The sequence below is a fragment of the Williamsia sp. 1135 genome (genome assembly GCF_002095395.1).
Taxonomy (GTDB): Bacteria; Actinomycetota; Actinomycetes; order Mycobacteriales; family Mycobacteriaceae; genus Williamsia.
Genome location: NZ_MJEI01000090.1, coordinates 21,760 through 43,960, shown reverse-complemented (window position 1 = coordinate 43,960; position 22,201 = coordinate 21,760). Strand labels below are relative to the sequence as shown.

The 22,201-nt window shown below is 64.5% G+C and carries 19 protein-coding genes, 1 tRNA gene, 1 other RNA gene and 1 pseudogene; 9 read left to right on the top strand and 13 right to left on the bottom strand.

The window, feature by feature from the left end:
* Positions 1–19: 19 nt before the first annotated feature.
* The 3 genes from BFL43_RS12485 to ffs form a co-directional block, all read right to left on the bottom strand.
* Complete coding sequence (locus BFL43_RS12485; protein WP_240498222.1) at positions 20–1,306, bottom strand: glycosyltransferase 87 family protein; 1,287 nt, start codon at positions 1,304–1,306, stop codon at positions 20–22.
* Positions 1,290–2,570 (bottom strand): aminotransferase class I/II-fold pyridoxal phosphate-dependent enzyme, encoded by a 1,281-nt coding sequence (locus tag BFL43_RS12480; RefSeq protein ID WP_084892860.1) that lies wholly within the window; start codon positions 2,568–2,570, stop codon positions 1,290–1,292. The genes BFL43_RS12485 and BFL43_RS12480 overlap by 17 nt, the downstream gene beginning before the upstream one ends.
* A gap of 85 nt (positions 2,571–2,655) precedes the next feature.
* Positions 2,656–2,750, bottom strand: an RNA gene (gene ffs / locus BFL43_RS12475) — signal recognition particle sRNA small type.
* Positions 2,751–2,888: 138 nt separating this feature from the next.
* Here ffs and BFL43_RS12470 point away from each other — a divergent pair.
* Positions 2,889–2,977, top strand: a tRNA-Ser gene (locus BFL43_RS12470).
* A gap of 224 nt (positions 2,978–3,201) precedes the next feature.
* Entirely contained in the window at positions 3,202–3,534 is a 333-nt protein-coding gene (locus tag BFL43_RS12465) for an Lsr2 family protein (protein ID WP_084892859.1), read from the top strand.
* Positions 3,535–3,538: 4 nt separating this feature from the next.
* Here BFL43_RS12465 and BFL43_RS12460 read toward each other — a convergent pair whose 3' ends face one another.
* The 3 genes from BFL43_RS12460 to BFL43_RS12450 form a co-directional block, all read right to left on the bottom strand.
* Complete coding sequence (locus BFL43_RS12460; RefSeq protein WP_084892858.1) at positions 3,539–5,260, bottom strand: sodium:proton antiporter; 1,722 nt, start codon at positions 5,258–5,260, stop codon at positions 3,539–3,541.
* 64 nt (positions 5,261–5,324) lie between these two features.
* Complete coding sequence (locus BFL43_RS12455; protein WP_084892857.1) at positions 5,325–6,371, bottom strand: DNA polymerase domain-containing protein; 1,047 nt, start codon at positions 6,369–6,371, stop codon at positions 5,325–5,327.
* A complete protein-coding gene (locus tag BFL43_RS12450) occupies positions 6,371–7,411 on the bottom strand; it encodes an ATP-dependent DNA ligase (protein WP_084892856.1) in 1,041 nt (346 codons plus the stop codon). The genes BFL43_RS12455 and BFL43_RS12450 overlap by 1 nt, the downstream gene beginning before the upstream one ends.
* A gap of 34 nt (positions 7,412–7,445) precedes the next feature.
* Between BFL43_RS12450 and gluQRS the strand changes: the two genes are divergently transcribed.
* Positions 7,446–8,396, top strand: coding sequence for a tRNA glutamyl-Q(34) synthetase GluQRS (gene gluQRS / locus BFL43_RS12445; protein WP_240498221.1), 951 nt, complete (start codon positions 7,446–7,448; stop codon positions 8,394–8,396).
* Here the strand turns inward: gluQRS and BFL43_RS12440 are convergent.
* Positions 8,362–9,312: a hypothetical protein gene (locus BFL43_RS12440; protein WP_143695282.1), complete on the bottom strand. Its 951-nt coding sequence runs from the start codon at positions 9,310–9,312 to the stop codon at positions 8,362–8,364. The two genes, gluQRS and BFL43_RS12440, sit on opposite strands and share 35 nt — an antisense overlap.
* A 454-nt stretch (positions 9,313–9,766) precedes the next feature.
* Between BFL43_RS12440 and BFL43_RS12435 the strand changes: the two genes are divergently transcribed.
* Positions 9,767–10,468 (top strand): RDD family protein, encoded by a 702-nt coding sequence (locus tag BFL43_RS12435; protein WP_168176626.1) that lies wholly within the window; start codon positions 9,767–9,769, stop codon positions 10,466–10,468.
* Position 10,469: 1 nt separating this feature from the next.
* On the opposite strand, the gene tgt is transcribed toward BFL43_RS12435, so the two are convergent.
* The 3 genes from tgt to BFL43_RS12420 form a co-directional block, all read right to left on the bottom strand.
* Positions 10,470–11,732 carry a tRNA guanosine(34) transglycosylase Tgt gene (gene tgt / locus BFL43_RS12430; protein WP_084892901.1) on the bottom strand — a complete coding sequence of 421 codons (1,263 nt, stop codon included), beginning with the start codon at positions 11,730–11,732 and terminating at the stop codon, positions 10,470–10,472.
* Positions 11,733–11,784: 52 nt separating this feature from the next.
* Positions 11,785–14,133: an MMPL family transporter gene (locus BFL43_RS12425; protein WP_084892852.1), complete on the bottom strand. Its 2,349-nt coding sequence runs from the start codon at positions 14,131–14,133 to the stop codon at positions 11,785–11,787.
* 62 nt (positions 14,134–14,195) lie between these two features.
* On the bottom strand, positions 14,196–14,825 hold the full coding sequence (locus BFL43_RS12420; RefSeq protein WP_143695281.1) for a TetR/AcrR family transcriptional regulator: 630 nt from the start codon (positions 14,823–14,825) through the stop codon (positions 14,196–14,198).
* Between the two features lie 160 nt (positions 14,826–14,985).
* Between BFL43_RS12420 and BFL43_RS28960 the strand changes: the two genes are divergently transcribed.
* The 5 genes and pseudogenes from BFL43_RS28960 to BFL43_RS12395 all read left to right on the top strand — a co-directional run bounded on the left by BFL43_RS28960 (position 14,986) and on the right by BFL43_RS12395 (position 19,051).
* Positions 14,986–15,480, top strand: coding sequence for a hypothetical protein (locus BFL43_RS28960; RefSeq protein WP_084892850.1), 495 nt, complete (start codon positions 14,986–14,988; stop codon positions 15,478–15,480).
* 2 nt (positions 15,481–15,482) lie between these two features.
* Positions 15,483–16,058 carry a TetR/AcrR family transcriptional regulator gene (locus BFL43_RS12410; protein WP_084892849.1) on the top strand — a complete coding sequence of 192 codons (576 nt, stop codon included), beginning with the start codon at positions 15,483–15,485 and terminating at the stop codon, positions 16,056–16,058.
* Positions 16,059–16,134: 76 nt separating this feature from the next.
* Positions 16,135–16,587, top strand: coding sequence for a DUF6764 family protein (locus BFL43_RS12405; protein WP_084892848.1), 453 nt, complete (start codon positions 16,135–16,137; stop codon positions 16,585–16,587).
* Between the two features lie 101 nt (positions 16,588–16,688).
* Positions 16,689–17,845: pseudogene (locus BFL43_RS12400) on the top strand (acyl-CoA dehydrogenase family protein).
* 39 nt (positions 17,846–17,884) lie between these two features.
* On the top strand, positions 17,885–19,051 hold the full coding sequence (locus BFL43_RS12395) for a thiolase family protein (RefSeq protein WP_084892847.1): 1,167 nt from the start codon (positions 17,885–17,887) through the stop codon (positions 19,049–19,051).
* Between the two features lie 142 nt (positions 19,052–19,193).
* On the opposite strand, the gene BFL43_RS12390 is transcribed toward BFL43_RS12395, so the two are convergent.
* Genes BFL43_RS12390 through BFL43_RS12380 form a run of 3 tightly spaced genes read right to left on the bottom strand, consistent with a single transcriptional unit; the run spans position 19,194 to position 22,145 of the window.
* Complete coding sequence (locus tag BFL43_RS12390; protein WP_084892846.1) at positions 19,194–20,213, bottom strand: acyl-CoA dehydrogenase family protein; 1,020 nt, start codon at positions 20,211–20,213, stop codon at positions 19,194–19,196.
* A complete protein-coding gene (locus BFL43_RS12385; RefSeq protein ID WP_240498220.1) occupies positions 20,213–21,343 on the bottom strand; it encodes an acyl-CoA dehydrogenase family protein in 1,131 nt (376 codons plus the stop codon). Before BFL43_RS12385 ends, BFL43_RS12390 begins: the two co-directional genes overlap by 1 nt.
* Positions 21,336–22,145 carry a crotonase/enoyl-CoA hydratase family protein gene (locus BFL43_RS12380; protein WP_084892899.1) on the bottom strand — a complete coding sequence of 270 codons (810 nt, stop codon included), beginning with the start codon at positions 22,143–22,145 and terminating at the stop codon, positions 21,336–21,338. Before BFL43_RS12380 ends, BFL43_RS12385 begins: the two co-directional genes overlap by 8 nt.
* Positions 22,146–22,201: the final 56 nt, after the last annotated feature.

The window sequence follows — 22,201 nt, the reverse complement described above, 5'->3', positions numbered from 1 at the left end:
CACCCCGTTGCCCAGGATGCTAGCGCGCTTCGACCTCCACAGGCCGCACCACCGGCGACTGAGATTTCAGCCAGATGACGGCCGCGACGGCGGCGACCACGAAAACCCAGTTGTAGGGGTCGTAGGTGAACCAGCGCAGCCAGGGGATCCCGAACTTGTGAAACAGGCCCGTGTAGTAGGCGTCGGGGACCATGCGGTCGATCTGGGTGACCGGAAACCCGCGATAGGTCCGCCAGATGAATGTCGCCAGCAACAGGCCCAGCACGGCCGAACCGGACAGCACCAGCGTCACCCACCGCCGCGACTGCAGCACCACGTGCACCCCGATGACCAGCAGCGGAACCACCCAGACCCAGTGGTGGCCCCACGACATCGGAGACACGACGGTGCCGGTCATACCGACCATCGTCACCGCCAGCAACTCGTGTCCCCGGCGATGGGCCATAGAGGCGGCCACCATCCCCAGTACGAGCGCAGCCACCGCCAGGGTGATCCAGACCAGCGCGTTGGGGTGCTCGGTCTGCCAGAGATTGGCCAGCGCGCCACGGATCGACTGGTTCCCGACGGTGTTGGGCGCACCGACACGCTTGGAGTCGATGAACGTACCGGTCCAGTACTGCCACGAATCGCGGGGCAGGATCGCGAAACCCAGCGCGATGGTTCCGGCGAATCCGGCGCAGGCCAGCCACACCGCCCGCCAGTTCCGGTTGATCACCAGATAGAGCACAAAGATCAATGGCGTCAGCTTGATCCCGGCTGCGATGCCGACGCCCAGCCCGCGGATACGACTGTGTTTGCCCTGCAACAGATCCCACATGATCAGCAGCATCAGGAAGACGTTGATCTGGCCGTACCACATGGTGGTGCGAACCGGCTCCATGAGCGTGCTCACCAGGACCAACGCGACCGACAACGTCCGGATCGGCCAATCGACCCGATAACCGAGATACTTGAAGCACATGACGATCACGAAATAGAGCGCGACGAAGATGCCTGCCATCCAGACCACCCGCGCCATCTCGACCGTCATCAACGCGAACGGGATGAACACGACCACCGATGCCGGGGCGTAGGTGTAGTCCATGACTCCGACGAACTTCGCCTCGTAGAGCCGGTGACCGTCCAGGACCGCCTGTGCACCTTGCCGGTACACCTCGAGATCGAGTTGGTTGCCGAACAGGCCCCAATAAGGGGTGTCGAGCGGGACCGCCAGATGCTGCAGGTACACGGCCAGCAGGCCGAGGACCACCGCACCCGCGATGATCAGGGCCGGGCGCGGCAGTGTCGGGTCAGATTTGTTCTGCAAGCAACTTGTCCGCTGCAGCCAGCAACACACACGTTGCCACCCCGTTCATCGCCGAACGGAGTTCTTCGATACCGGGGAATGTGGGCGCCAAGCGGATGTTGCGGTCGTCGGGATCGCTCTTGTAGGGAAATGCCGAACCGGCACCGGTCAGCGAGATCCCCGCCTCTTTGGCGAGTTCGATCACCCGGCGTGCGGTGCCGTCGACCACGTCGAGGCTGATGAAGTAACCGCCGTCAGGTTCGGTCCAGGACGCGACCTTCGCATCTCCCAACCGGTCGGACAAGATCTCCAAGACCAACGCGAACTTCGGCAGCAGCAGTGCGCGGTGCTTGGCCATGTGCTCCCGGACGCCGTCGGCGTCACCGAAGAAGCGCAGATGCCGCAGCTGGTTCAGCTTGTCCGGGCCGATCGTCTTCACCCCGGCGTGACGCTGATACCAGGCCAGGTTCTCCGCCGATGACCCGAAGAAGGCGACGCCGGCGCCTGCGAAGGTGATCTTCGAGGTCGAGGCGAACAGGTAGACGCGGTTGGGGTGGCCTGCCTCGGCCGCGAGACCAAGGATGTCGATCGGTTCGGGCGGCGCCTCGAGCAGGGTGTGGACGGCGTAGGCGTTGTCCCAGAAGATCCGGAAGTCGGGGGCTGCCGCGGGCAGCGACACCAGCGCGCGGGCAACCTCGTCGCTGTAGGTGGCGCCGGTCGGGTTGGAGTATGTCGGGACACACCAGATGCCCTTGATCTGGGGATCGGCCGCCACGAGTTCGGCGCACACCGCGACGTCGGGGCCGTCGGGATTCATCGGGACCGCGATCATCTCTATTCCGTACGACTCGGCTATCGAGAAGTGCCGGTCGTAGCCCGGTGACGGGCACAGGAACTTGATCGGGCCGTGCACCCAGGGCGCCACCGAGTCCGGGGTTCCGCGCAGAAGCCCGAAGATCACCAGGTCATGCATGTATTCCAGGCTGGCGTTGCCGCCGGCCAGCAGATTGTCGGCGGGGATGCCCAGCAGTTCACCGAAGATCTCGCGAAGTTCGGGCAGACCGGTCAGACCGCCGTAGTTGCGGCAATCGGTCCCGTTCGCATCCCGGTAGACATCGGCCCCCGGCAGCGACAACAGGTCGGCCGACAGATCCAGCTGCTCCGGCGACGGCTTGCCGCGGGTGAGGTCGAGCTTCAGACCGGCTTCGATGAGCTTCTGATACTGCTCGCGCAGGTCCGCTTGGGTGGCGGTCAGCTGGCTGGCACTCATCGAGTGAAAGTTCACGACGGCCTTTCGCCCGGAACATCGCTCGCCCCGGAACTGTAGTTGTGGGCGCGAGCACCCTCGACGGCGTTATTGCTCCGAACAAAGTAGGGGACCCCGCGCACCCGACAGAGCCCGCTGACCCTTGCTGCCTTCCGGCCCTGGGGGAGTTCACAGGATGCACGCCGCGCGGGATCCGTTGTCGAGTGTAGCGGGCTCAATCCACAGGCGAAAACCCACCAACTGGTCGAGCTCCGCTGCGCTGCGTCTCCGCCGACTGGTCGAGCTCCGAGCAGGCAGGTTTTGGGAGGTCACGAAATTACCGGTAGGCTGCCGGACGGAGGATTCGCCTAGTGGCCTATGGCGCTCGCCTGGAACGCGGGTTGGGTTAATAGCCCTCAGGGGTTCGAATCCCCTATCCTCCGCCACGGCACGACCGAGCCGGCGCACACGAGCAGTGTGCGTCGGCTTTCTTTTGCCTTTCGCGAATATCGCCTCCACCTGCGGCCTTCGACGGCATACTCGCCTCCCGGTTTCGGAGAATTGAAAATTCCCCAATGCATCGCAATAAGCGATCCTACGGAGGCTTTTGCTATAGTTTTGACGTCTGAGACGGATACGTCCAACATGTGGCGCGAATAGTGGGGGCTCGATGGCAAGGAAACAGATCGTTCAATTCATCGACGACATCGACGGGAGCGTGCTCGACGATTTCGTCACGGTCAGGTGGGCACTGGGCGACAAGCAGTACGAGTTCGACACCTCGCCGGAGCATGCCGACGAGTTCTATGAGTCGCTCGAGAAGTATGCGGCGATATCCCGTCGAGCGGATTCGGTCCGTCAGAGCCGCAACACCTCTCGCCCCACCCAGCCCTCCCGGGATGTGTCCGTGATCCGGGAGTGGGCCCGCGAGAACGGTTACGAGGTCAATGCCCGTGGGCGCGTCCCGGCCCAGATCATCGAAGCATTCGACGCCGCACACTGAGTGATCACAGCCGACTCTCCAGGCGCGCCGACAGGCCGGCCTCCTGGAGATCGAGCCGCTCGAGCATCGCGCGGACGGCCTCATCGTCGATGTCACCCGCGTCGCGACTGTCGATGAGAGCGTCCCGTTGTGCCTGCAGCACACGGCGATACAGCGTCGCGAAGGTCTCGGCCCGTTCTGTGTGCGCTTCGGGATCCGGCATCTGTTCGGCGTCGCGCGACTGCCTGGCGACCGTGGTGCGGATGTAGTCCACGGTGGAGGAGTCGAGACCGTCCGGCGGCGCGGCGACGAAGTCCTCGATCACGCCGTCCGATGCGAAGTGCACGATGCTCTCGGCTTTCGATGTCTCCCGCTGGACGTAGCGTTCTTCTTCCTCCGAGTGCAGATGGAGTCTGGCGATCATCCACGGCAGCGTGGTGCCCTGGATCAGGATCGTCCCGACCGCCACCACGAACGCAATCGCCTGAATCGCCGATCGCTCTGGGAACGGTTCACCCGATTCGAGCGTCGCCGGTATGCCTGACGCGGCCGCCAACGTCACCACCCCGCGCATGCCGGTCCACGAAACCACCAGGCTTTCCTGAAAAGTCAGCTTTCTGCGGTCTATCTTGTCCCGCCACGACCGCATCTTCTCACCGGAGCGTCGCGGAGGTCTGTCGGGTTTGTCGGCCGTCTTCTTTCGCGGACGAGGTGACCGCGGACCTGCAGAGATCTCCATCTCCGCCGCAGTGCTGGACATATGACTGCTCAGCAACCCGCGACCGAACATGAGGAAGACACAGAGCGGCCGGATCACGAGAACCGCGAACAGGACGACCACCGAGGCGACGGCGACCCCCACCAGCGATTCCCGCGCCTCCCGCAGGTCGTCAATGATGAACCGGAGCTGTAATCCGATGTAGGCGAACACAAATGCCTCGAGCAGGACATCCACCGAGTTCCACACGTACCGCTCCTGCAACCTCGTCTGGTACCCGGCGTGCACGGACCCCGACCCCACCACGAAGCCTGCGATCACGACGGCCAGCACGCCCGAGGCGTGCAGGTGCTCGGCGGCAACGAAGGCCGCGAACGGCACCACGAACCCGAGAACCGTTTCCAGTGCCGGGTTCTTGAGGTGACGGCGGATCCACAGCGTCCCGAATCCCATGACCACACCGACGATGGGCCCGAGGACCGCGTTGTACCCGAAGAGCAGCAACGGATTACCGATGAACGAGTGGGTACCCGCGATCTGCGACACCGCGATGGCGAACAGGGACAGCGCCGCCGCGTCGTTCACCAGCGACTCACCGGTGAGGATCGCCATGACCCGTTTGGGCAGGCCCAGCTTTCGACCGATCGCCACGGCCGTGACCGCGTCCGGGGGTGCCACGATCGCGCCGAGCAGCAAGGCCAGCAGGAAGGTGAACTCGGGGATGAAGAGGGTTGCCACCAAACCCACGGTGAAGGCGGTGACCACCACCATCGCCACACCGAGGCCCAGAATCGGTTTGATGTTCCGCAGAAAGCTGGGGAACGAGAAGTTCAGCGCCGCCGAATACAACAGCGGCGGCAACACCACCGTCAGCAGGATGTGCGACTCGAGCTCGACCCGAGGCAGGCCCGGGATGAATGAGATGAGCAGTCCGACCACCAGGATGATCAAGGCCGGCTGCATGCCACGGCGATCCGCGAACGCAGTGACGACAACGGCGCCCACCAGCACCAGAAGGAGCAGTTCCATGGGCGGATTGTGTCAGCTGGGCTGCGTTTTCGCTGGGTGTCGGTCCGCCGCTACGACCTGACCGTCAGTCGTCGCCACCCGGCTCCTCAGGCCGCGCCCGGGACGGTTGAACCCTCTTGGGCTCCCCCGGCATCTTCGGATAGCTCGGCGGATACGGCATGTCCCCCAGCCCGGCAGCCTCGTCCCTCTCGACCAGTTCGATCAACGAGTCGAGACTGCCGCGGCGCGAATCGATGTCGGCCATCGGATCGCCGCGGCGCTCCAGGAGGGCCGGAACGGTGGCGATGGTGCAGTCCAGCGGGTCGACGTCGACCAGCTCGTCCCAGCTCACCGGGGTGGAGACGGTCGCGGTTGGGGTCCGCCGTGCCGAATAGCCGGCGGCAATCGTGCGGTCGCGGGCGTTCTGGTTGAAGTCGATGAAGATCCGCTCCCCGCGCTCTTCCTTCCACCACGAGGTCGTGATCGCCGAGTTGTCACGACGTTCCAGCTCGCGGGCCAACGCGATCACCGCACGCCGGGCCACGATGAAATCCCACCTCGGTTCGATCGGCACATAGACGTGCAGTCCACGGCCGCCCGAGGTCTTGGGGTAGCCGTGCAGTCCGAGTTCGTCGAGCAGCGGCCGCAACACGTCGATCGCGACGCGGCGGGCATCGGAGAAGTCGGTCCCCGGCTGGGGATCGAGGTCGATGCGCAACTGGTCCGGGTGATCGTTGTCGGGTGCGATGGTCGGCCATGGATGGAATGTCACCGTCCCCAGGTTGGCTGCCCAGACGATGTCCTGGGCGCTGGTGGTGCGGATGGCGTCGGCCTTACGCCCGGACGGGAAGGTGATGGAGGTCGACTGCACGTGCTCGGGACGTTTTGCCGCAACCCGCTTCTGGTAGATCTCCTCGCCCTCGATGCCATCAGGGAAGCGCTGCAGGAACGTCGGCCGATCCCGCAGCGCCGTCAACAACGCACCCTGCAGCGCTACAGCGCGGTAATACTCCACCAGATCTCTTTTGCGACCGCCCTTTTCGCCGAGTTGCGGGAAGTAGATCTTGTCGGGGTTGGACAGCCGGACGGGGGTGCCGTCGACGTCGAGTTCCTCAGCGGGTGATCTGGCCATCAGTCCTGTCCCTCCAGCACGTCGAACAGATCGTAGGTCAACGGCACTTCCAGCTGCTCATAGCCGCAACTCTCGGGGTCCCGGTCGGGACGCCACCGCACGAACTGGACGGTGTGCCGAAAGCGCGGCCCTTCCATCTGGTCGTAGCCGACCTCGACCACGAGCTCCGGTCTGACCGGAATCCACTGCGCGGAGCCCTTTTCCTTCCAGCGGCTCGGCTCGCCCTCTGCGACGTTGTCGGGGTCCAGGCGCATCGGTTCGAGCAGCTTTTGCAGTTCGATCCGCTTCGCGTCGGAGAACGCACCCGCACCACCGACCATGCGCAGGTCTCCGTCGGCGTACAGACCCAGCAGCATCGAACCCAGTCCGGTCCCGCTCTTGTGAACGCGATAGCCGATCACCACGCAATCGGCGCTGCGTTTGTGCTTGACCTTGATCATCTCCCGTTTGCCGGGCACATAGAGTCCGTCGAGCCGCTTGCTGACCACCCCGTCGAGGCCGGCTCCCTCGAACTCAGAGAACCAGTTCTGGGCCAGGTCTGCATCGGTGGTCACGCGGCTCACGCGGCACCGTTCGGTGCCCGGGATGGATTCGAGCAGCGCTTCGCGGCGGGTGGAGAACGGCTCCCGCGTCAGATCCTTGCCGCGAGCTGCCAGTGCGTCGAAACCGATGAACATCGCCGGCGTCTGTTCGGCGAGCATGGTCACCCGGGACTTCGCCGGGTGGATCCGAACCGAGAGGGCGTCCCAGCTGAGTCGGCGGACCCCGTCGAAGACCGCCTGCACCCCGATCTCACCGTCGACGACGACCTTGTCGGGCAGCTCATCTCGCGCCGCCTCGACCAATTCCGGGAAATACCGGCCCAGGTCCTTGCCACCTCGGGAGCCGATGACCACCTCGTCGCCGTCACGAAAGATGATTGCCCTGAACCCGTCCCATTTCGGTTCGTGCGACCACACCGCTGCGCCCGCCTCATCCGGGATCTTGGCGGCAGCCTTTGCCAGCATCGGCGTCACCGGGGGCATCACTGGTAGGTCCATGATGTTCCATACTTCCACTTGTAGGCTCGGTGCCGTGGAAAAACGCCCCGCCGGACGCTACGCGCCGTCACCGTCGGGAGACCTGCATCTCGGAAACCTGCGGACGGCCTTGCTGGCCTGGATGTTTGCGCGTACCACCGATCGCGCCTTCATGATGCGGGTGGAGGATCTCGATCGGGTCCGCCCCGGATCGGAGCAACGCCAGCTCGACGATCTCGCGACGCTCGGGATCGACTGGGACCGACCCGTGATGCGGCAGTCACAGCGACTACCCCACTACGACGCCGTCATCAACGGCCTCCGCGAGCGCGGTCTGACCTACGAATGCTTCTGCACCCGACGCGAGATCCTGGAGGCACCGACGGCGCCGCACGCCGCAGCAGGCGCATACCCGGGGACCTGCCGCGACCTCAGCACCTCCGCTCGCCAGGCGAAGATCGACGCCGGCCGGCCCCCTGCGATCAGACTCCGCTGCGAGCGTGACGAGTTCACTGTCACAGACGTGATCAAGGGTGTGCACACAGGCGTTGTCGACGACTTCGTTCTCCGGCGGGGAGACGGGATCGCCGCGTACAACCTCGCCGTCGTCATCGACGACCACGCCCAAGGTGTCGACCAGGTGGTGCGCGGCGACGATCTATTGAGTTCGGCTCCTCGGCAGAGCTATCTCGCCGAGCTGTTGGGACTTCCGGCCGTGACCTACGCCCACGTACCGCTGGTTGTGAACACCGAGGGAAAACGGCTGGCCAAGCGAGATGGCGCCGTGACACTCGATGATCTGGCTACGAAAAGCGTGGACGCGCACCAGGTTCTGTCACTTGTCGCCGAATCGCTGGGGCTGGGTGCGCCGGGCGAGGAGGTCTCCGCACAAGAGATGCTCAGCCGGTTCGATCCGCGGACGCTGCCGAAGCATCCGTGGCGGATCGAACCGGCTGAACTGGTGGAGAAGATCAAGCGGCGACGGGAGCCACCGGCCCACCGGTGAGCACGCGATACGCGTAGACACCGGCGAGCAAGGTCACCGGGATGGTGACGAGCAGACCGATGAGGCACAGGATCGCACCGCCGATGTTCAACAGGACACACACCAGGGCAAGCGGGAGCAGTTGGCCCACGTTGTCTGTCGTCAACTTGAAGCTCGCCTTGATCGCAGCGATCGGATCCAGATCACGATCGATCACGAATGTCAGCGAGTACCAGAGCAGGTAACCGGTGATCAGAACCGGCAGGAAGCAGAGTATGAACGCGACCGCGTTGATCAATCCGACCAGGATGGCCACGGCGAAGACCGGGGCCAAGCTCTTGAATCGGAATAAATCACCGAAACCGGGTTTCACACCGTCGGTTTCGCTGAGCGCACCGCGCGTGAACGCAGCCTGGAAGATGATCGACACGATGACCGAGACCAGCGAGCCGATGATGCTGAGGATAGAGAAGCTGGCGGCCACGGTCAGATCATCCGAATTGGTGTACCTGTCCCAGCTGAATGCCGCATTGATCACGCCCGATACCACGACGGCGATGAGGCACATGCCGATCCAGACGCCGGCGTTGCCCTTGAAGCGGGCCCAGCCGTAACCGAGTGCGTCACCGATGCTCACCGTGGCAGGCTGACCGCCGTATCCGGGCTGTCCCCCGAAACCTGACTGACCCGGATCGCCGTAGGACGGCGGTGGGGGCGGCGGGAATCCACCCGGCCCCTGTCCCGGCGGCGGGAATCCCCCGGGGCCCGGGCCCTGCGGTGGTGGGTAGCTGCCCTGCGGTGGTGGGTAGCTGCCCTGCGGTGGTGGGTAATTGCCTTCCTGCGGCGGATAACCACCGGGAGGGGGCGGAGGCGGATTCGCGCCATCCGGCTTGTTCAGATTTGGTTCGTCGTCATTCGGGGGATAATTGCTGGTCATCGAAACTCCCTGTGTCGTTGTCGCCGGCGGTGCAGCGGGCGGCCCGGACCACAGATGCGCCCCGGAGCACGCGACAACCATACCGGCCAGGTGTGGCGTGGCAGGCGCGAAAAGCTTTTCGAGCCCGACACTTTCACACCAGTCGATTCGGGGTCGGTGAATCGCGTTCGGCCTCAGCGGTGGTGCGTCATTCAGACAAGAGAACTTCATCAGGTGTTCGGCTCATGACGCGAATAAGGGCGCGCCGCCGTCGAATAGGCAAATCCGGGAGCGATATCCAACCCTCTCACCAGTGCATACGCCGAGGAGGACGATGCGTCAGCGATCACTGACGTCACTTCGTGGAGGCGCTCCCGGGCCTGAATCCGGCGGCAACGCAGGTGTGTCCGGTTTACACTCACACCACACATCGGCGAACCGCGGAGACCTGCTTCGCGTGAGAGGACCTAACGACATGAGCGGACCGCAATACCCAGGCCCCGACCCCAGCAATCCCGGCGGCAATCCTCCCCAGGGCCCGGATCTGGGCAAGGGCGGTCCCGCGGGTCCGCCTCCCGGTTCCTATCCCCCTCCTTCCCAGGGCAGCTATCCGCCGCCGCAGGGCAGTTACCCGCCGCCACCGCAGCAGGGAGGCTTCCCGCCACCCGCGCCGCCGGTGAACGCCGGACAGTACGGACAGCCGGGCGCCGTCGCCGGTGTCGGCGAGGCGGCCGGCCTCGGAGTTCGCTTCGGAGCGCGCGTCATCGACTCGCTTGTGGTCGGAATCCCGGTCTACGTCATAAACCTGGTGCTGTTCTGGACGGCGCCGTGGATCCTGGCCTTGCTCGTCTCGATCGTGCTGGCGTTCGCCGGGTTCCTCTACTTCGTGTACTTCGAGACGCAGAAGCAGGGCACCACCGTCGGCAAGAAGCTGCTGAAGCTCAAGGTCGTGGGCGCCCAGGGCGGCGTACCGACGACGGACGAATCGGCCAAGCGCAACAGCTGGATGTTGCTGGGTGTCCTGTCGTCGCTGCCGATCATCTTCCTCGGATTCATCTTCGGCCTGATCTGGCTCGGCCTGGTCATCGCCATCGCCGTCACCATCAACAGCGACCCGAGAAACCAGGGTTGGCACGACAAGTTCGCCGGCGGAACCACCGTCGTCCGGACCGGCTAGTTCACACCTTCTTGGTGCCCGCGTAGTACCGACGAAGAAACTCGTCCCGGTACTCGTAGTAGGTGCCATCGATGATGGCCTGGCGCGCCCGCTCCACCAACGTGACGATGAAATGTTCGTTGTGAATGGTGCAGAGGGTTGCTGCCAGGCCTTCTTTGGCTTTGAACAGGTGATGGATGTACGCGCGGGTGTACTGCGTTGTGTAGTTGTCCATCTCGGGGTCCAGCGGACTGAAGTCGCGGCGGAAGCGGCTGTTGGTCACGTTGTAGCGGCCATCGAGTGAATAGATGGCCCCGTTGCGCGCAACCCGCGACGGAGACACGCAGTCGAAGGTGTCGATGCCGCTCTCGATCGCGGTGAAGATGTCGTCGGGCTCACTGATCCCCAGCAGATGCCGCGCCTTGTCTTCGGGCAGTTCCTCGTTGACCCACCGGACGATCGTCCCCAAGTTCTGCTTTTCGAGCGCGCCCCCGATGCCGTAGCCACCGAACCCCCGGCCACCCTCGGCGACGTCGAGGTCGCTCATCGCCACGAGGTCGCGCGCCGCCTTGCGGCGCAGGTCCTCGTATTGCGCCCCCTGGATCACACCCCACAGCGACTGCATCGGCCGGTGAGCACGGGCCGCGGTGAGGCGATTGTGCTCGGCCAAACAGCGGATCGCCCACAAACGGGTGCGCTCGAGCGAGGTTTCTTGGTAGTCACGGGTGTTCATCAGCGTGGTCAGCTCGTCGAACCCGAAGATGATGTCGGCGCCGAGCTGATGCTGGATCTGCATCGAGATCTCCGGGGTGAACCGGTGGGTGGACCCGTCCAGATGCGATTTGAACGTGACGCCGTCGTCGTCGACCCTGGCCAGGCGCTCCTTGCCCTCGGCGATCACCTCGTCGTTCTGCATGCCGGTCACATCCATGGCGATGACCTTCTTGAACCCCGCGCCGAGCGACATCACCTGGAATCCGCCGCTGTCGGTGAAGGTGGGGCCAGGCCAGTTCATGAATCGCCCGAGACCGCCGGCCTCGTCGATGATGTCGGGGCCAGGCTGCAGGTACAGGTGATACGCGTTGGCGAGCACCGCCTGCGCACCCAGGTCGCTGACGGCCTCGGGCACAACCGTTTTTACGGTCGCCTTGGTTCCGACCGGCACGAACGCGGGGGTGTTGATCTGCCCGTGCGGGGTGCTGATCACCCCGGTACGGCCGAGGGTGCCGGACAAAGAGGTCCCGACCGTAAATGTACGGTCGGGACCTTGATCGGTATCGCTCACCGATGCATCTTCCCAGTCAGCAGCCCTGCCCGGCAAAACGCTCGGTGGACGATCAGACCTTCAATGCCTCGCGCTCGTCGTACTCCGCCTGCTCGGCGGCGAGGGTCTTGTTCAGATTCTCACCCTCGATGTCGACGTTGGGCAGGATCTTGTCCAGCCACTTCGGCAGCCACCAGGCTTTGTCGCCGAGCATCGCGAGCACCGCCGGGATAAGGGTCATCCGGACGATGAAAGCGTCGAAGATGACCGCCACGGCAAGGGCGAATCCGATCGCCTTGATGAACACCATGTCCTGCAGCATGAATGCGGCGAAAACCGAGATCATGATGGCAGCAGCGGCAGCAACCACCCGAGACGAGTGACTGAACCCGCTGACCACGGCCTCCTTGGCCGGCGTTCCGTGTACGTACGCCTCACGCATTCGACTCACCAGGAACACCTGGTAGTCCATCGCGAGACCGAACACGATGCCGATCAGGATGATGGGCAGGAAGCTGACCAGCGGTTGCGGGTTGCCCACCAGACCGAAGTCACCGTTGGTGAAGATGGCCACCGTGGCGCCGAAGGTCGCACCGACGCTGAGCAGGAAGCCCAGTGCGGCGGTGAGCGGGACCAGGATCGACCGGAAGACGATCATCAGCAGGATGAATGCCAGGCCGACGACGACGATCAGGTACGGGATGAGCGCCGAGGACAACTGGTCCGAGACGTCGATCTCGATGGCGGTCTGACCGGTCACGCCGTAGGTCAGGCCGGTCCTGTCGGTGACACTCGATTCGAGGCCACGCAGGTCCTTGACCAACTGCTGGGTGGCATCGTCGCCGGACGCACTGGCCGGGAGCACCGAGATGATCGCGGTGTCCTTGGCCTCATTCAGATCACCCGGGCTGATGACCGCGGTGGCGACATCGTCGACACCCTTGATCTGGTTCACCAGGCCGTTGAAGGCCTCGATCCGCTGGCCCTCGTCGGCGATACCGCTGCCGTCGGCCACCACCACGAACGGGTTGTTCTGGCCCGGGCCGAAGCCCTCGGCCACGAGGTCGTAGGCCTTCCGCTGGGTGGTGCTGGGGTCTCCGTTGCCGTCGTTCGGCAGGCCGAGCTTGAGCCCACCGATCGGGATGGCGAGCAGGCCGAGGATCACGATCGACCCGATCACGAAGATCGCGGGACGCTTGACGACCTGGTTGACCCAGCGCTGACCGTTGTGGCGACGGGCCGGGTCGTGCGGCGTGACGTCCGGCGGGTTGAGGAACTTGAGCCGTCCGGCGAACACCTTGTCGCCGAAGATCCCGAGGATCGCGGGCAGCAGGGTCAAGGCGACCAACACGGCCACCAACACTGTGCCGGCAGCAGCCAGACCCATGGCGGTCAAGAAAGGGATGTTCACGATGAACAGGGCCGCTAGGGCGATGAACACGGTGGCGCCGGCGAAGACAACTGCCGAACCCGCTGTGCCCACGGCCTTACCGGCCGCCTCGGCCCGGGACTTCGACGTGTGCACCTCATGTCGATACCGCGAGACGATGAACAGTGCGTAGTCGATACCGACCGCGAGACCGATCATCGTCGCGAGGATCGGGGTCTCCGAGCTCAAGTCGAAGAAGAACGTCGCCGCGGTGACGCCGAGCATGCCGATGATGACGCCGACGAGCGCGGTGATGAGCGGCATACCCCACGCCACGAGCGAGGCAAAGGTCAGGATCATCACGATGGCCCCGACGCCCATACCGATCAACTCGGAGGTGAACCCGATTGCCGGCTGCGGCAACGCAGTACCCGACATCTCGACCGTCAGACCACCGGCCCGCGCCGAGTTCGCGACGTCCTCCATCTGGGTGTGAGCCGTGGAGGAAACGTCCGCTGCTGCCTCGACGTCGAAGGCCGCACCGAGCTGAGCGATCGTGGCATCGGAGTTGATCGGTGAACTCGCCTGCGCGTCAGCCTCTGCCTGCTGCGGCGTCTTCCCGAAGGTCTGCTCCTGGTACTGCACGATCGCGTCCCGACCGGGACCCGGATTCTGCTGCGTTCCAAAGGTATCGAACGGATTGGCAATCGACTCCTCAGGAGCCTTGACCCCATCGAACTGCTTCATCTGCTCGACCATGGTGTTGATCGCGGACTGATACTGCGGCTCGGTCAGGTTCGACCCGTCGGGAGCCTTGATGACGTACTTGACGCTGACGTTCTCGTCGAACTTGGGCTTCTCGGGGAAGGCTTCGATCATCTGGTTCTGCGCCTTTTCCGACGGGATACCAGGGATCGAAAAGCTCTCGGACGTGGGCTTCGACAGAGTCGCAGCGGCGACTCCCATCCCGACGAGCACCAGCAACCAGATCGCGATCATCTTGAATTTGTTCAGATAAGCCCATCTGCCTATCCGATAGAGATAAGTGGCCACGTGCTGGTCCTTCCGTTCTTGGTCGTACAGGTAGGTTTGTCGGCGAGGTCGCGTGTGCGAACTCAGGTTTGGTGGGGCGTCGCCGGAACAGGTCCGGCCAGGCCACTTTTGGTGAGCCGGAAGGCTTCTCCGAGGAACGTGCGCAGATCTGTCTCCGCCGGCACCAGGCCCTCGGTCCACATCTCCAGCGCGACGCGCATGGTGCCGACCGCATTGGTGAAAACGAGCCGTTCGATCAGACCCAGTTCGGTCTGCTGTCCGCGAGCACTGATGACCCCTTCGAACCTGGCCTTCTGCTCGGAGACCACACCGTCGTGCGTGTGATGGTCGGCCAGGGCCGGCTCGCTCACGAGCAACCGGATCAGGGTCATGAACTGTCCGGGCTCGGCGTCGGGGCTGCAGGCGATCTCGGTCAGCGCGTACTCGACCGAGTCCCAGAGCACTTCTGTCGCCGGCCGGGATTCGATGAGCTCGGCCAGTCGCTCGAGCATCACGCCCACGAAGTAGATCAGTGCGTCTTCTTTACCCGAGAAGTAGTTGTGGAAGGTCCGGGTCGAGACGCCGACCTCCGCCGCAACCGTGTCCGCCGAGACCGACTCGAGCCCGCGGTCCGCCGCGTGACGGAGCACCGCGGTCGCCAAGGCCAGCCGGGTGGCTGCCTTCTTCGATTCCCGTAGACCCATCTGCTGCATGACTGCCAGCGTACGGAAATTGCAGGGCACTGCAAATTTTGCTGGTAGTGCAATTTTGTCGAATCGGTCACTCGTCATCCCGCCGATGACCGGCGTCACACTTGACTGCCACGGTCACCAAGGGTCACTAAGGGGTGTTTCGTTCGATACGGTTGTCACCATGCGCACACGCCTACCTCGGTTCATCGGAAGTGCTGTGATGGTCGGAGGTCTGGTGGCCGCCCTGACCGCTTGCGGAGGCGATGATTCGACCGCGTCGGAAACACCGTCCGATACGACGGGCCCTGCGTCGTCTGCGCCGGCGGACCCCAGCCCGAGCCGCACCGCGTCCGCCCAGAATTCCAACGCCCCGGCGGTGCCCGGACCCTCGCTTCCCCCGGCGACGTCGATACCCGATTCGAAGAAACTGCCCGATGTCGAGGGCACCCGGTGCGAGACTGTGAACGGCCCCGACGGTGCATTGCACGTCATCATTTTTCCTGGAGGTTCTGTGGACTGCGCAGTGGTGATGCCGATCGCCAAGGAGTACGGCCCGAAGATCGCTACCGGGAGTCCCCAACAGGTGAGCGGTTGGGATTGTGGCCCGTCGCAGACCCGCGGAGTGCTCTCACGCTGCACCAAGGGCAGCGACGCCTTCGGATTCTCGATCGAATAGCCATGGGAACACCGGCGTCGCGCGACGCGTACTTCGAGACCGGGCTCGACATCCTTGCCAACGAGGGTTACGGAACTCTCAAACTGTCAGAGGTGTGTAACCGTCTCGGTGTCACCACCGGGTCCTTCTACCACTTCTTCAAGAACTGGGGCGCCTACACCGAGGCACTGCTCCAATACTGGCTCAAAACCCGGACGGTGAGTCAGATGGAGGCCGCCCGGGCGATCCCCGACCCCTTCGAGCGGGTCAGCCTGCTCATCCAGGTGGGCCTGGCACTCCCGCACGGCGCCGAGGCAGCGATCCGCACCTGGAGCAGTGTGAGCCCCGAGGTGCGGCCGATCCAGGAAGAAGTGGACAAGAACCGTTACGCCATCGTCTACGAATCGGCGTTCGACCTGCTCGGCGACCTCGAGAAGGCGCAGGGGTTCGCCAGCTGGGCGATCTACATCCTCATCGGCTACGAGCAGGCCGCAATGCCGCACGACGTGAGTTCGCTCGGGTGGGTGGCTCAGCAGATGCTCGACTCACTCGCTCTGCAGGCCGGGTTGAACGTCAGCGGTAGTTTAGAAAATCTATAGTTTAGGAACCATCCCTATCAGGTGCGGCTTCGAATAACAGAAGTCCGCTACACCGCACATGATGAGGAGAGTTCAAATGATTCGAATCGCGCGTACAACCCTGGGTGTTCTCGCTGCCACGGCCGGCACCGCCGCACTGGCGTTCGCCGCCGCACCCGCAGCCTCGGCAGCGCCGCCGCAGGTGTCCATCTGTCCAGGCCTTCCCGGCCAGGCGACGTCCACCGACCAGTGCATCGTCAGCTCCGGCCCCACCGGACTCACACTGGCCATCACCGTCGACGGTGGCCAGGCGAGCGTGCAGGGCGACAACTTCTCCGGCCCCGCTGCCATCGCCATCGGCGAAGGAGCCACAGTTAACATGACCGGCGTCAACCCCGGTCTCTCGATCGGCATCGCCGGCCCCGGTGGCGAAGTGACCGTGGACGGCCAAACCGCTCCGACCTGCGTGGGCGGCCTCGGTTTCGCAGGCGACTTCCAGACCGGCAAGGGCTGCTTCAACAACGGCACCGTGCAGATTCCTCTCGGCTGAGAAAACCGATACTGCCCTCACTTCATCCACAGGTGCTCTAAGTTCGAATTCGTACCTGTGTCGCACTGCCTGCGGCCTAGGCATCTGTGGATGGAGGGGCAGTGCTTCGGACAGTGTTCGACGAGGAACATGAGGCTTTTCGCAAGGCTTGCGCGACTTCATCAGTCGAGAAGTCGCACCCGTGCACCACGATTGGGAACTGCAGGGCCATCCGCCGCGCGAGTTCTGCAACAGACTCGGCGAGCTCGGCATCCTCGGCATCGAGGCCCCAGAAGAGTTCGGCGGCGGCGGCGCGAAGACGTTCAAGTTCACCGCAGTCGTCACCGAGGAAGCGGCCCGCGCCGGAGTCACCTTTGGTTCGTACTCGGTGCACTCGAACCTGATCCTCCCGTATCTCGTCGAGTACGCGACCGAGGAACAGAAACAGCGCTGGCTACCTGGATTCGTCTCGGGCGACATCATGACCGCGATCGCGATGACCTAGCCCGGAACCGGCTCCGATCTGGCGAACATCTCCACGACGGCCAAGCTGTCCGAAGAGGATGACCACTACATCCTGAACGGCGGCAAGACCATCATCACCGGCGGAGCGCTCGCCGATCTCATCCTCGTGATCTGCCGCACCGCCACCAGCACGGAAGAAAACCGCCGGTCCGGATTGACGATCTTGTGCGTCGACACGAAATCCGAAGGCTTCTCTGTCGGCCGAAAGATCGACAAGATCGGGTTGAAGGCCTCCGACACCGCCGAACTGAACTTCGACAACGTCCGGGTACCGGTCACCGACCGCCTGGGCGACGAAGGCGAAGGCTTCAACTATCTGACCCACAACCTCGCGCAGGAACGCCTCACGATCGCCCTGCAGGCATCCGCGTCCGCCCAGGCAGCGCTGCAGCACGGCATCAACTACGTCAGAGAACGCACGATCTTCGGCAAGCCACTCGCGGCGTTCCAGAATACGAAGTTCGTACTGGCCGAATGCGCGACGGACGTCGACGCCATCGTCCTGATGGCCGATCGCGCGCTGGAACTGCACGACGCCGGCGACCTGTCGGTGGCCGATGCCGCCAAAGCGAAGCTGTTCTGCACCGAGGGCGCAGGCCGCGTCATCGACAAGTGCCTACAGCTGCACGGCGGCTACGGGTACGTCACCGAGTACCCGATCGCCAGGCTCTACGCCGATTCGCGCGTCTCGAGGATCTACGGCGGCACCAGCGAGGTCATGAAGACCATCATCGCAAAATCCCTTGGTATCTAATTAATCTCGCCGGTACAACCTTTCAGGAGTGAAATTCACATGCGCGATGCTGTGATCGTCGACGCCGTCCGGAGCCCCGTCGGCAAGCGAGGAGGCGGACTGTCCGGTCTGCATCCGGTGGACCTGTCAGCCCAGGTTCTCCAGGCGCTGGCCGCCCGCAACAATCTGGACCCGGCGCGGGTCGACGACGTCGTCTGGGGTTGCGTGTCCCAGGTCGGTGAACAAGCCGGCTGCATCGGCCGGTACTCCGTACTCGCGGCCGGCTGGCCCGAAGAGGTACCGGGCTTCACCGTCGACCGCCAGTGCGGGTCGTCGCAGCAGGCCGTGCATCTCGCTGTCGCCGGGGTCATCGCCGGCCACTACGACGTCGCGATCGCAGGCGGTGTCGAGTCGATGTCGCGGGTGCCGATGGGTGCGGCGAAAGCCGAGGGTGCACACGGAAAGCCGTTCGGGCCCATGGTTCGCGAGCGATACGACAACTTTGCGTTCAACCAGGGCATCGGCGCCGAGATGATCGCCGACGAATTCGGTTTGAGCCGAACAGATCTGGACCAGCACGCCCTCGATTCCCACGAAAAAGCCGCCGCCGCCACAGATGAGGGCCGTTTCGTGGACCAGATCGCGCCGATCACCGTGACCGCGGAGGACGGCACCACCACGGTGGTGAGCACCGACGAAGGCATTCGTCGCGGCGGCAACCTCGACAAGTTGGCAGGGCTCAAGACCCCCTTCAAAGAGGACGGCGTCATCTCCGCGGGCAATGCCTCGCAGATCTCCGACGGCTCGGCGGCACTGCTGATCACCACCAGCGAATTGGCAACGGTGTACGGCTGGACGCCGATCGCACGAGTGCATTCGGTATCCGTCGTCGGCGCCGATCCCATCACCATGCTGAAAGGCCCCATCCCCGCCACCGCCAAGGTGCTCTCACGAGCCGGGATGTCGATCGACGACATCGGCACCTTCGAGATCAACGAGGCATTCGCGTCGGTGTCCCTGGGATGGCAACGCAGCACCGGAGCGGACTACAGCCGGCTCAACCCCGACGGCGGCGCCATGGCGCTCGGTCACCCCCTCGGCGGTTCCGGAGCGCGCCTGATGACAACGATGATCCACCGCATGCGTAACAACGGCATTCAGTACGGGCTGCAGTCGATGTGCGAGGGTGGCGGCATGGCGAACGCCACCATCCTGGAGCTCTGCTAGCTGCCTGTGTTTGATGGTTCGCTTCGTCGCGGGCCTTGGTGCGCGTTCTTCGTTCGTCACGTGGACGCTTCGCGCCCGCGTTCCTCTCTGCATCACGCGCGGCCCTCCCCTGCGCTCACGCGACCACGTGCCACTTCAGTTCTCAGCCGCCACTCGCCAGCAAAGGCCAGAGCCCTTTCGTGCCGGCGTCTACCGCCACCCGGGTGAGCTCGTCATCCCACGACCTGACAGATCCGTATTCGGCTCGCCACGAAAGCAACCTGTTGGTGTAGCGATGCAGCTCGTGCTCGCGGGTGAAGCCGATGGCACCGAGGACCTGGTGGGCGTTGCGTACCACCACCGAGGCGGCGTGACCGGTCACAGACCTCGACGCCGCGACCACCAGAGCTGTTCGCGGATCACCGAAGCCGTGTGTCCCGGCCAGGTCTGCGGCAGCGGCGGTGGTGGCAGCCGCGAGCGCGGCCTCGGCAGCGAGTGCGGCGACCATGTGCTGCACCGCCTGGAACTTCGCCAGTGGGCGGCCGAATTGCACGCGGGCTCCGGCATGTTCGATGACGATCTGCTGAATGCGGCTCATCGCGCCGACCATCAGGTGGCTTCTCGTCAAGGCACCGCGCAAGCGATATTCGGTTGCCACCGTCGCGGATACAGGGGTTCCGTCCAGGCGTGGGGTGTCCACGACCACCGCATCGCGTGATTCACCCGCCCTGTTCCGACCGGACTCGACACCAACCTCCGACCGCGCGAGGTCCGAGACCTGCCAATCATCTCCGTTGCGCCACAACAGAACCAGCCTGTCGGTCTGGCTCGCCCACGGCACGGCGCCGGCCCGGCCGTCGGAGTCCAGTAGTGCGGCAACACGGATGTCGCTGTCGTGGGCGGCAATACCTGCCGTGTCGAGGAGCCAACCAGCCAGCAAGTCGTTCTCGGCGACCGGCACCCTGGCGGCGTTCGCCCCCACAGCGCACAGCAGCAGGGCGGACTCGGCCCATCCGGCGTCCCCACCTTCTCTGTCAGGGCCACCGGTCAGCCGGTCGAGACCGGTCTCGCACAAGGTCGCCCACAGGTTCCGGTCGATCTCGGCCGACTCCGAGTCGGAATCCACATGGCGCCCGAAGAGCGACGAGAGCAGCTCAGCGAGTTCGTGGTTGGGCGTGCTCATCAGCGCATCCCCAATCCGCGTGCGATCACGCCGCGCAGCACTTCGGTGGTACCGCCGCGCAAGGTGAACCCCGGCCTCTGGGTCACGCCCACGTCAACCTTGCGCCGGAAGTCGACGCTCGCCGTTCCGCTGTCGTCGACCATGAGGTCGAACAGATCCACGACGTCGCCTTCTGTTCCGGTACCGAGCATCTTCACGACAGCGGCTTCGACATCGGCGTCCTCTCCACGCGACAGGGTGGTGGCCACATTGCGAGAGAGCTGATGCAGACCGAACATCCGGGCGGTCAGTTGGCCGACCGACGCGTCCACCGGCAGGCGTCCTGCGGACATCTCGTCGCACGCCGACGCCAGCACCCCGAACGTCGACATGAACCGCTCGGGTCCGCTGCGCTCGAACCCCAACTCCGACGTCACCTGATGCCAGCCGTCGCCGATCTTTCCCAGCACCAGATCGTCCGGTACGAACACGCCGTCGAGACGCACCTCGTTGAAATGGTGGTCCCCGCCCATCGTGATGATCGGACTGATCTCGACGCCCGGTGAATCGAGCATCACGATGAACTGACTGAGACCGGCATGCCGATTCTTGGGATCGACGGGTTCAGTCCTCGCCAGAGCGAAGAACCCGTGTGCGAGGTGGGCCCCCGACGTCCAGAGCTTGGTTCCGCTTATCTGCCAGCCGTTCTCGACCCGGGTCGCCTTGGTGCGCACACTGGCGAGATCCGATCCGGACTCCGATTCGCTCATCCCGATGGCCCAGAAGAGCTCCCCCTCGGTGATGGCCGGCAGGAAACGGGACTTTTGGGCATCGGTTCCGAACCGAACGAGCGTCGGCGCCGCCTGACGATCGGCGATCCAGTGCGCCGCCACCGGGGCGCCCACGGCAAGAAGTTCTTCGGTCACCACGAATCGCTCCACGAATCCACGGCCGTGACCGCCGAGCTCGACCGGGATGGTCATCCCCAGCCACCCCTGCTCAGCCAACATCCGGCTGAAGTCGGGGTCCCAACCGGTCAGCCAGCAATCGACGGACGGAACGAAAACACCTTCGGCCACACAGCGATTCAGGAACGCGCGCACCTCACCGCGTAACTCATCGAGTTGTTCCGGCGACGGCAGCTCACTCACCGGTGAACTCTCCGGTCCGTTGCTCCCCGAAGGCAGCCAGCGCCTCGCGGTGATCGTCGGTGGGGTGCGAGAGTGCCTGCATCGCAGCGGACAGCTCGAGGAATCCGTCGAAGTCCTGCCTACCGGATTCGCGCAGGAGCCGCTTCGTCGCCCGCAACGCATGTGGCGGGTTGACGGCGACCCTCGCAGCCAATTCCTGCGCGGCGGTCAGGAGGTCATCGGGTTCGACCACCCTGGACACCAACCCCCACTCGAGCGCGGTGGCCGCGTCGACCCGATCTCCCGTGAAGGCCATCTCCGCGGCGCGAGCAGCGCCCACGGCGCGTGGCAGCAGCCAGGCACCGCCGTCTCCGGGGATGATGCCGAGTTTGACGAAACTCTCGGCGAAGAACGCCTTGGTGGAAGCGATCCTCATGTCGCACATCAGCGTCAGGTCGCACCCCGCGCCGACCGCGGGCCCGTTCACCGCAGCGATCAACGGAAGCTCACACGAGTACACCGCACGGGCCAGCTTCTGGATGCCCCGCCGGTACCCCTGATAGATCTGGTGCGGCTTCCCCCCGAACATCCCGTTTCCGTCGACCATGTCCTTGACGTTGCCGCCCGCCGAGAAGGCGCTGCCCGCACCGGTCAAGATCACCACCCGAGCCTGCGGATCGGTGTTCGCGGCCTCGACCAATTCCACCAGCCGCTCCACCACGTCATCCCCAGAGATCGGGTTCCGGGAATCCGGGAGATTCAGGGTCCAGGTGGTGACGTGCCCCTCGGTGTGGGCGAGGACGACATCGGTCGATTCAGACATCATTCGATCCGTTCGGGTCGGGGGTCGTACGGCGCGGATCGACCCGCTGCAGGGTC

Coding starts and splice junctions, on each gene's coding strand:
- BFL43_RS12450 (WP_084892856.1), bottom strand. CDS start 7,411: ATGGACCTACCAGTGATGCCCCCGGTGACGCCGATGCTGGCAAAGGCT.
- BFL43_RS12405 (WP_084892848.1), top strand. CDS start 16,135: ATGATTCGAATCGCGCGTACAACCCTGGGTGTTCTCGCTGCCACGGCC.
- BFL43_RS28960 (WP_084892850.1), top strand. CDS start 14,986: ATGCGCACACGCCTACCTCGGTTCATCGGAAGTGCTGTGATGGTCGGA.
- BFL43_RS12440 (WP_143695282.1), bottom strand. CDS start 9,312: ATGACCAGCAATTATCCCCCGAATGACGACGAACCAAATCTGAACAAG.
- BFL43_RS12410 (WP_084892849.1), top strand. CDS start 15,483: ATGGGAACACCGGCGTCGCGCGACGCGTACTTCGAGACCGGGCTCGAC.
- BFL43_RS12420 (WP_143695281.1), bottom strand. CDS start 14,825: ATGCAGCAGATGGGTCTACGGGAATCGAAGAAGGCAGCCACCCGGCTG.
- BFL43_RS12460 (WP_084892858.1), bottom strand. CDS start 5,260: ATGGAACTGCTCCTTCTGGTGCTGGTGGGCGCCGTTGTCGTCACTGCG.
- BFL43_RS12455 (WP_084892857.1), bottom strand. CDS start 6,371: ATGGCCAGATCACCCGCTGAGGAACTCGACGTCGACGGCACCCCCGTC.
- BFL43_RS12390 (WP_084892846.1), bottom strand. CDS start 20,213: ATGAGCACGCCCAACCACGAACTCGCTGAGCTGCTCTCGTCGCTCTTC.
- BFL43_RS12395 (WP_084892847.1), top strand. CDS start 17,885: ATGCGCGATGCTGTGATCGTCGACGCCGTCCGGAGCCCCGTCGGCAAG.
- BFL43_RS12380 (WP_084892899.1), bottom strand. CDS start 22,145: ATGTCTGAATCGACCGATGTCGTCCTCGCCCACACCGAGGGGCACGTC.
- BFL43_RS12435 (WP_168176626.1), top strand. CDS start 9,767: ATGAGCGGACCGCAATACCCAGGCCCCGACCCCAGCAATCCCGGCGGC.
- BFL43_RS12465 (WP_084892859.1), top strand. CDS start 3,202: ATGGCAAGGAAACAGATCGTTCAATTCATCGACGACATCGACGGGAGC.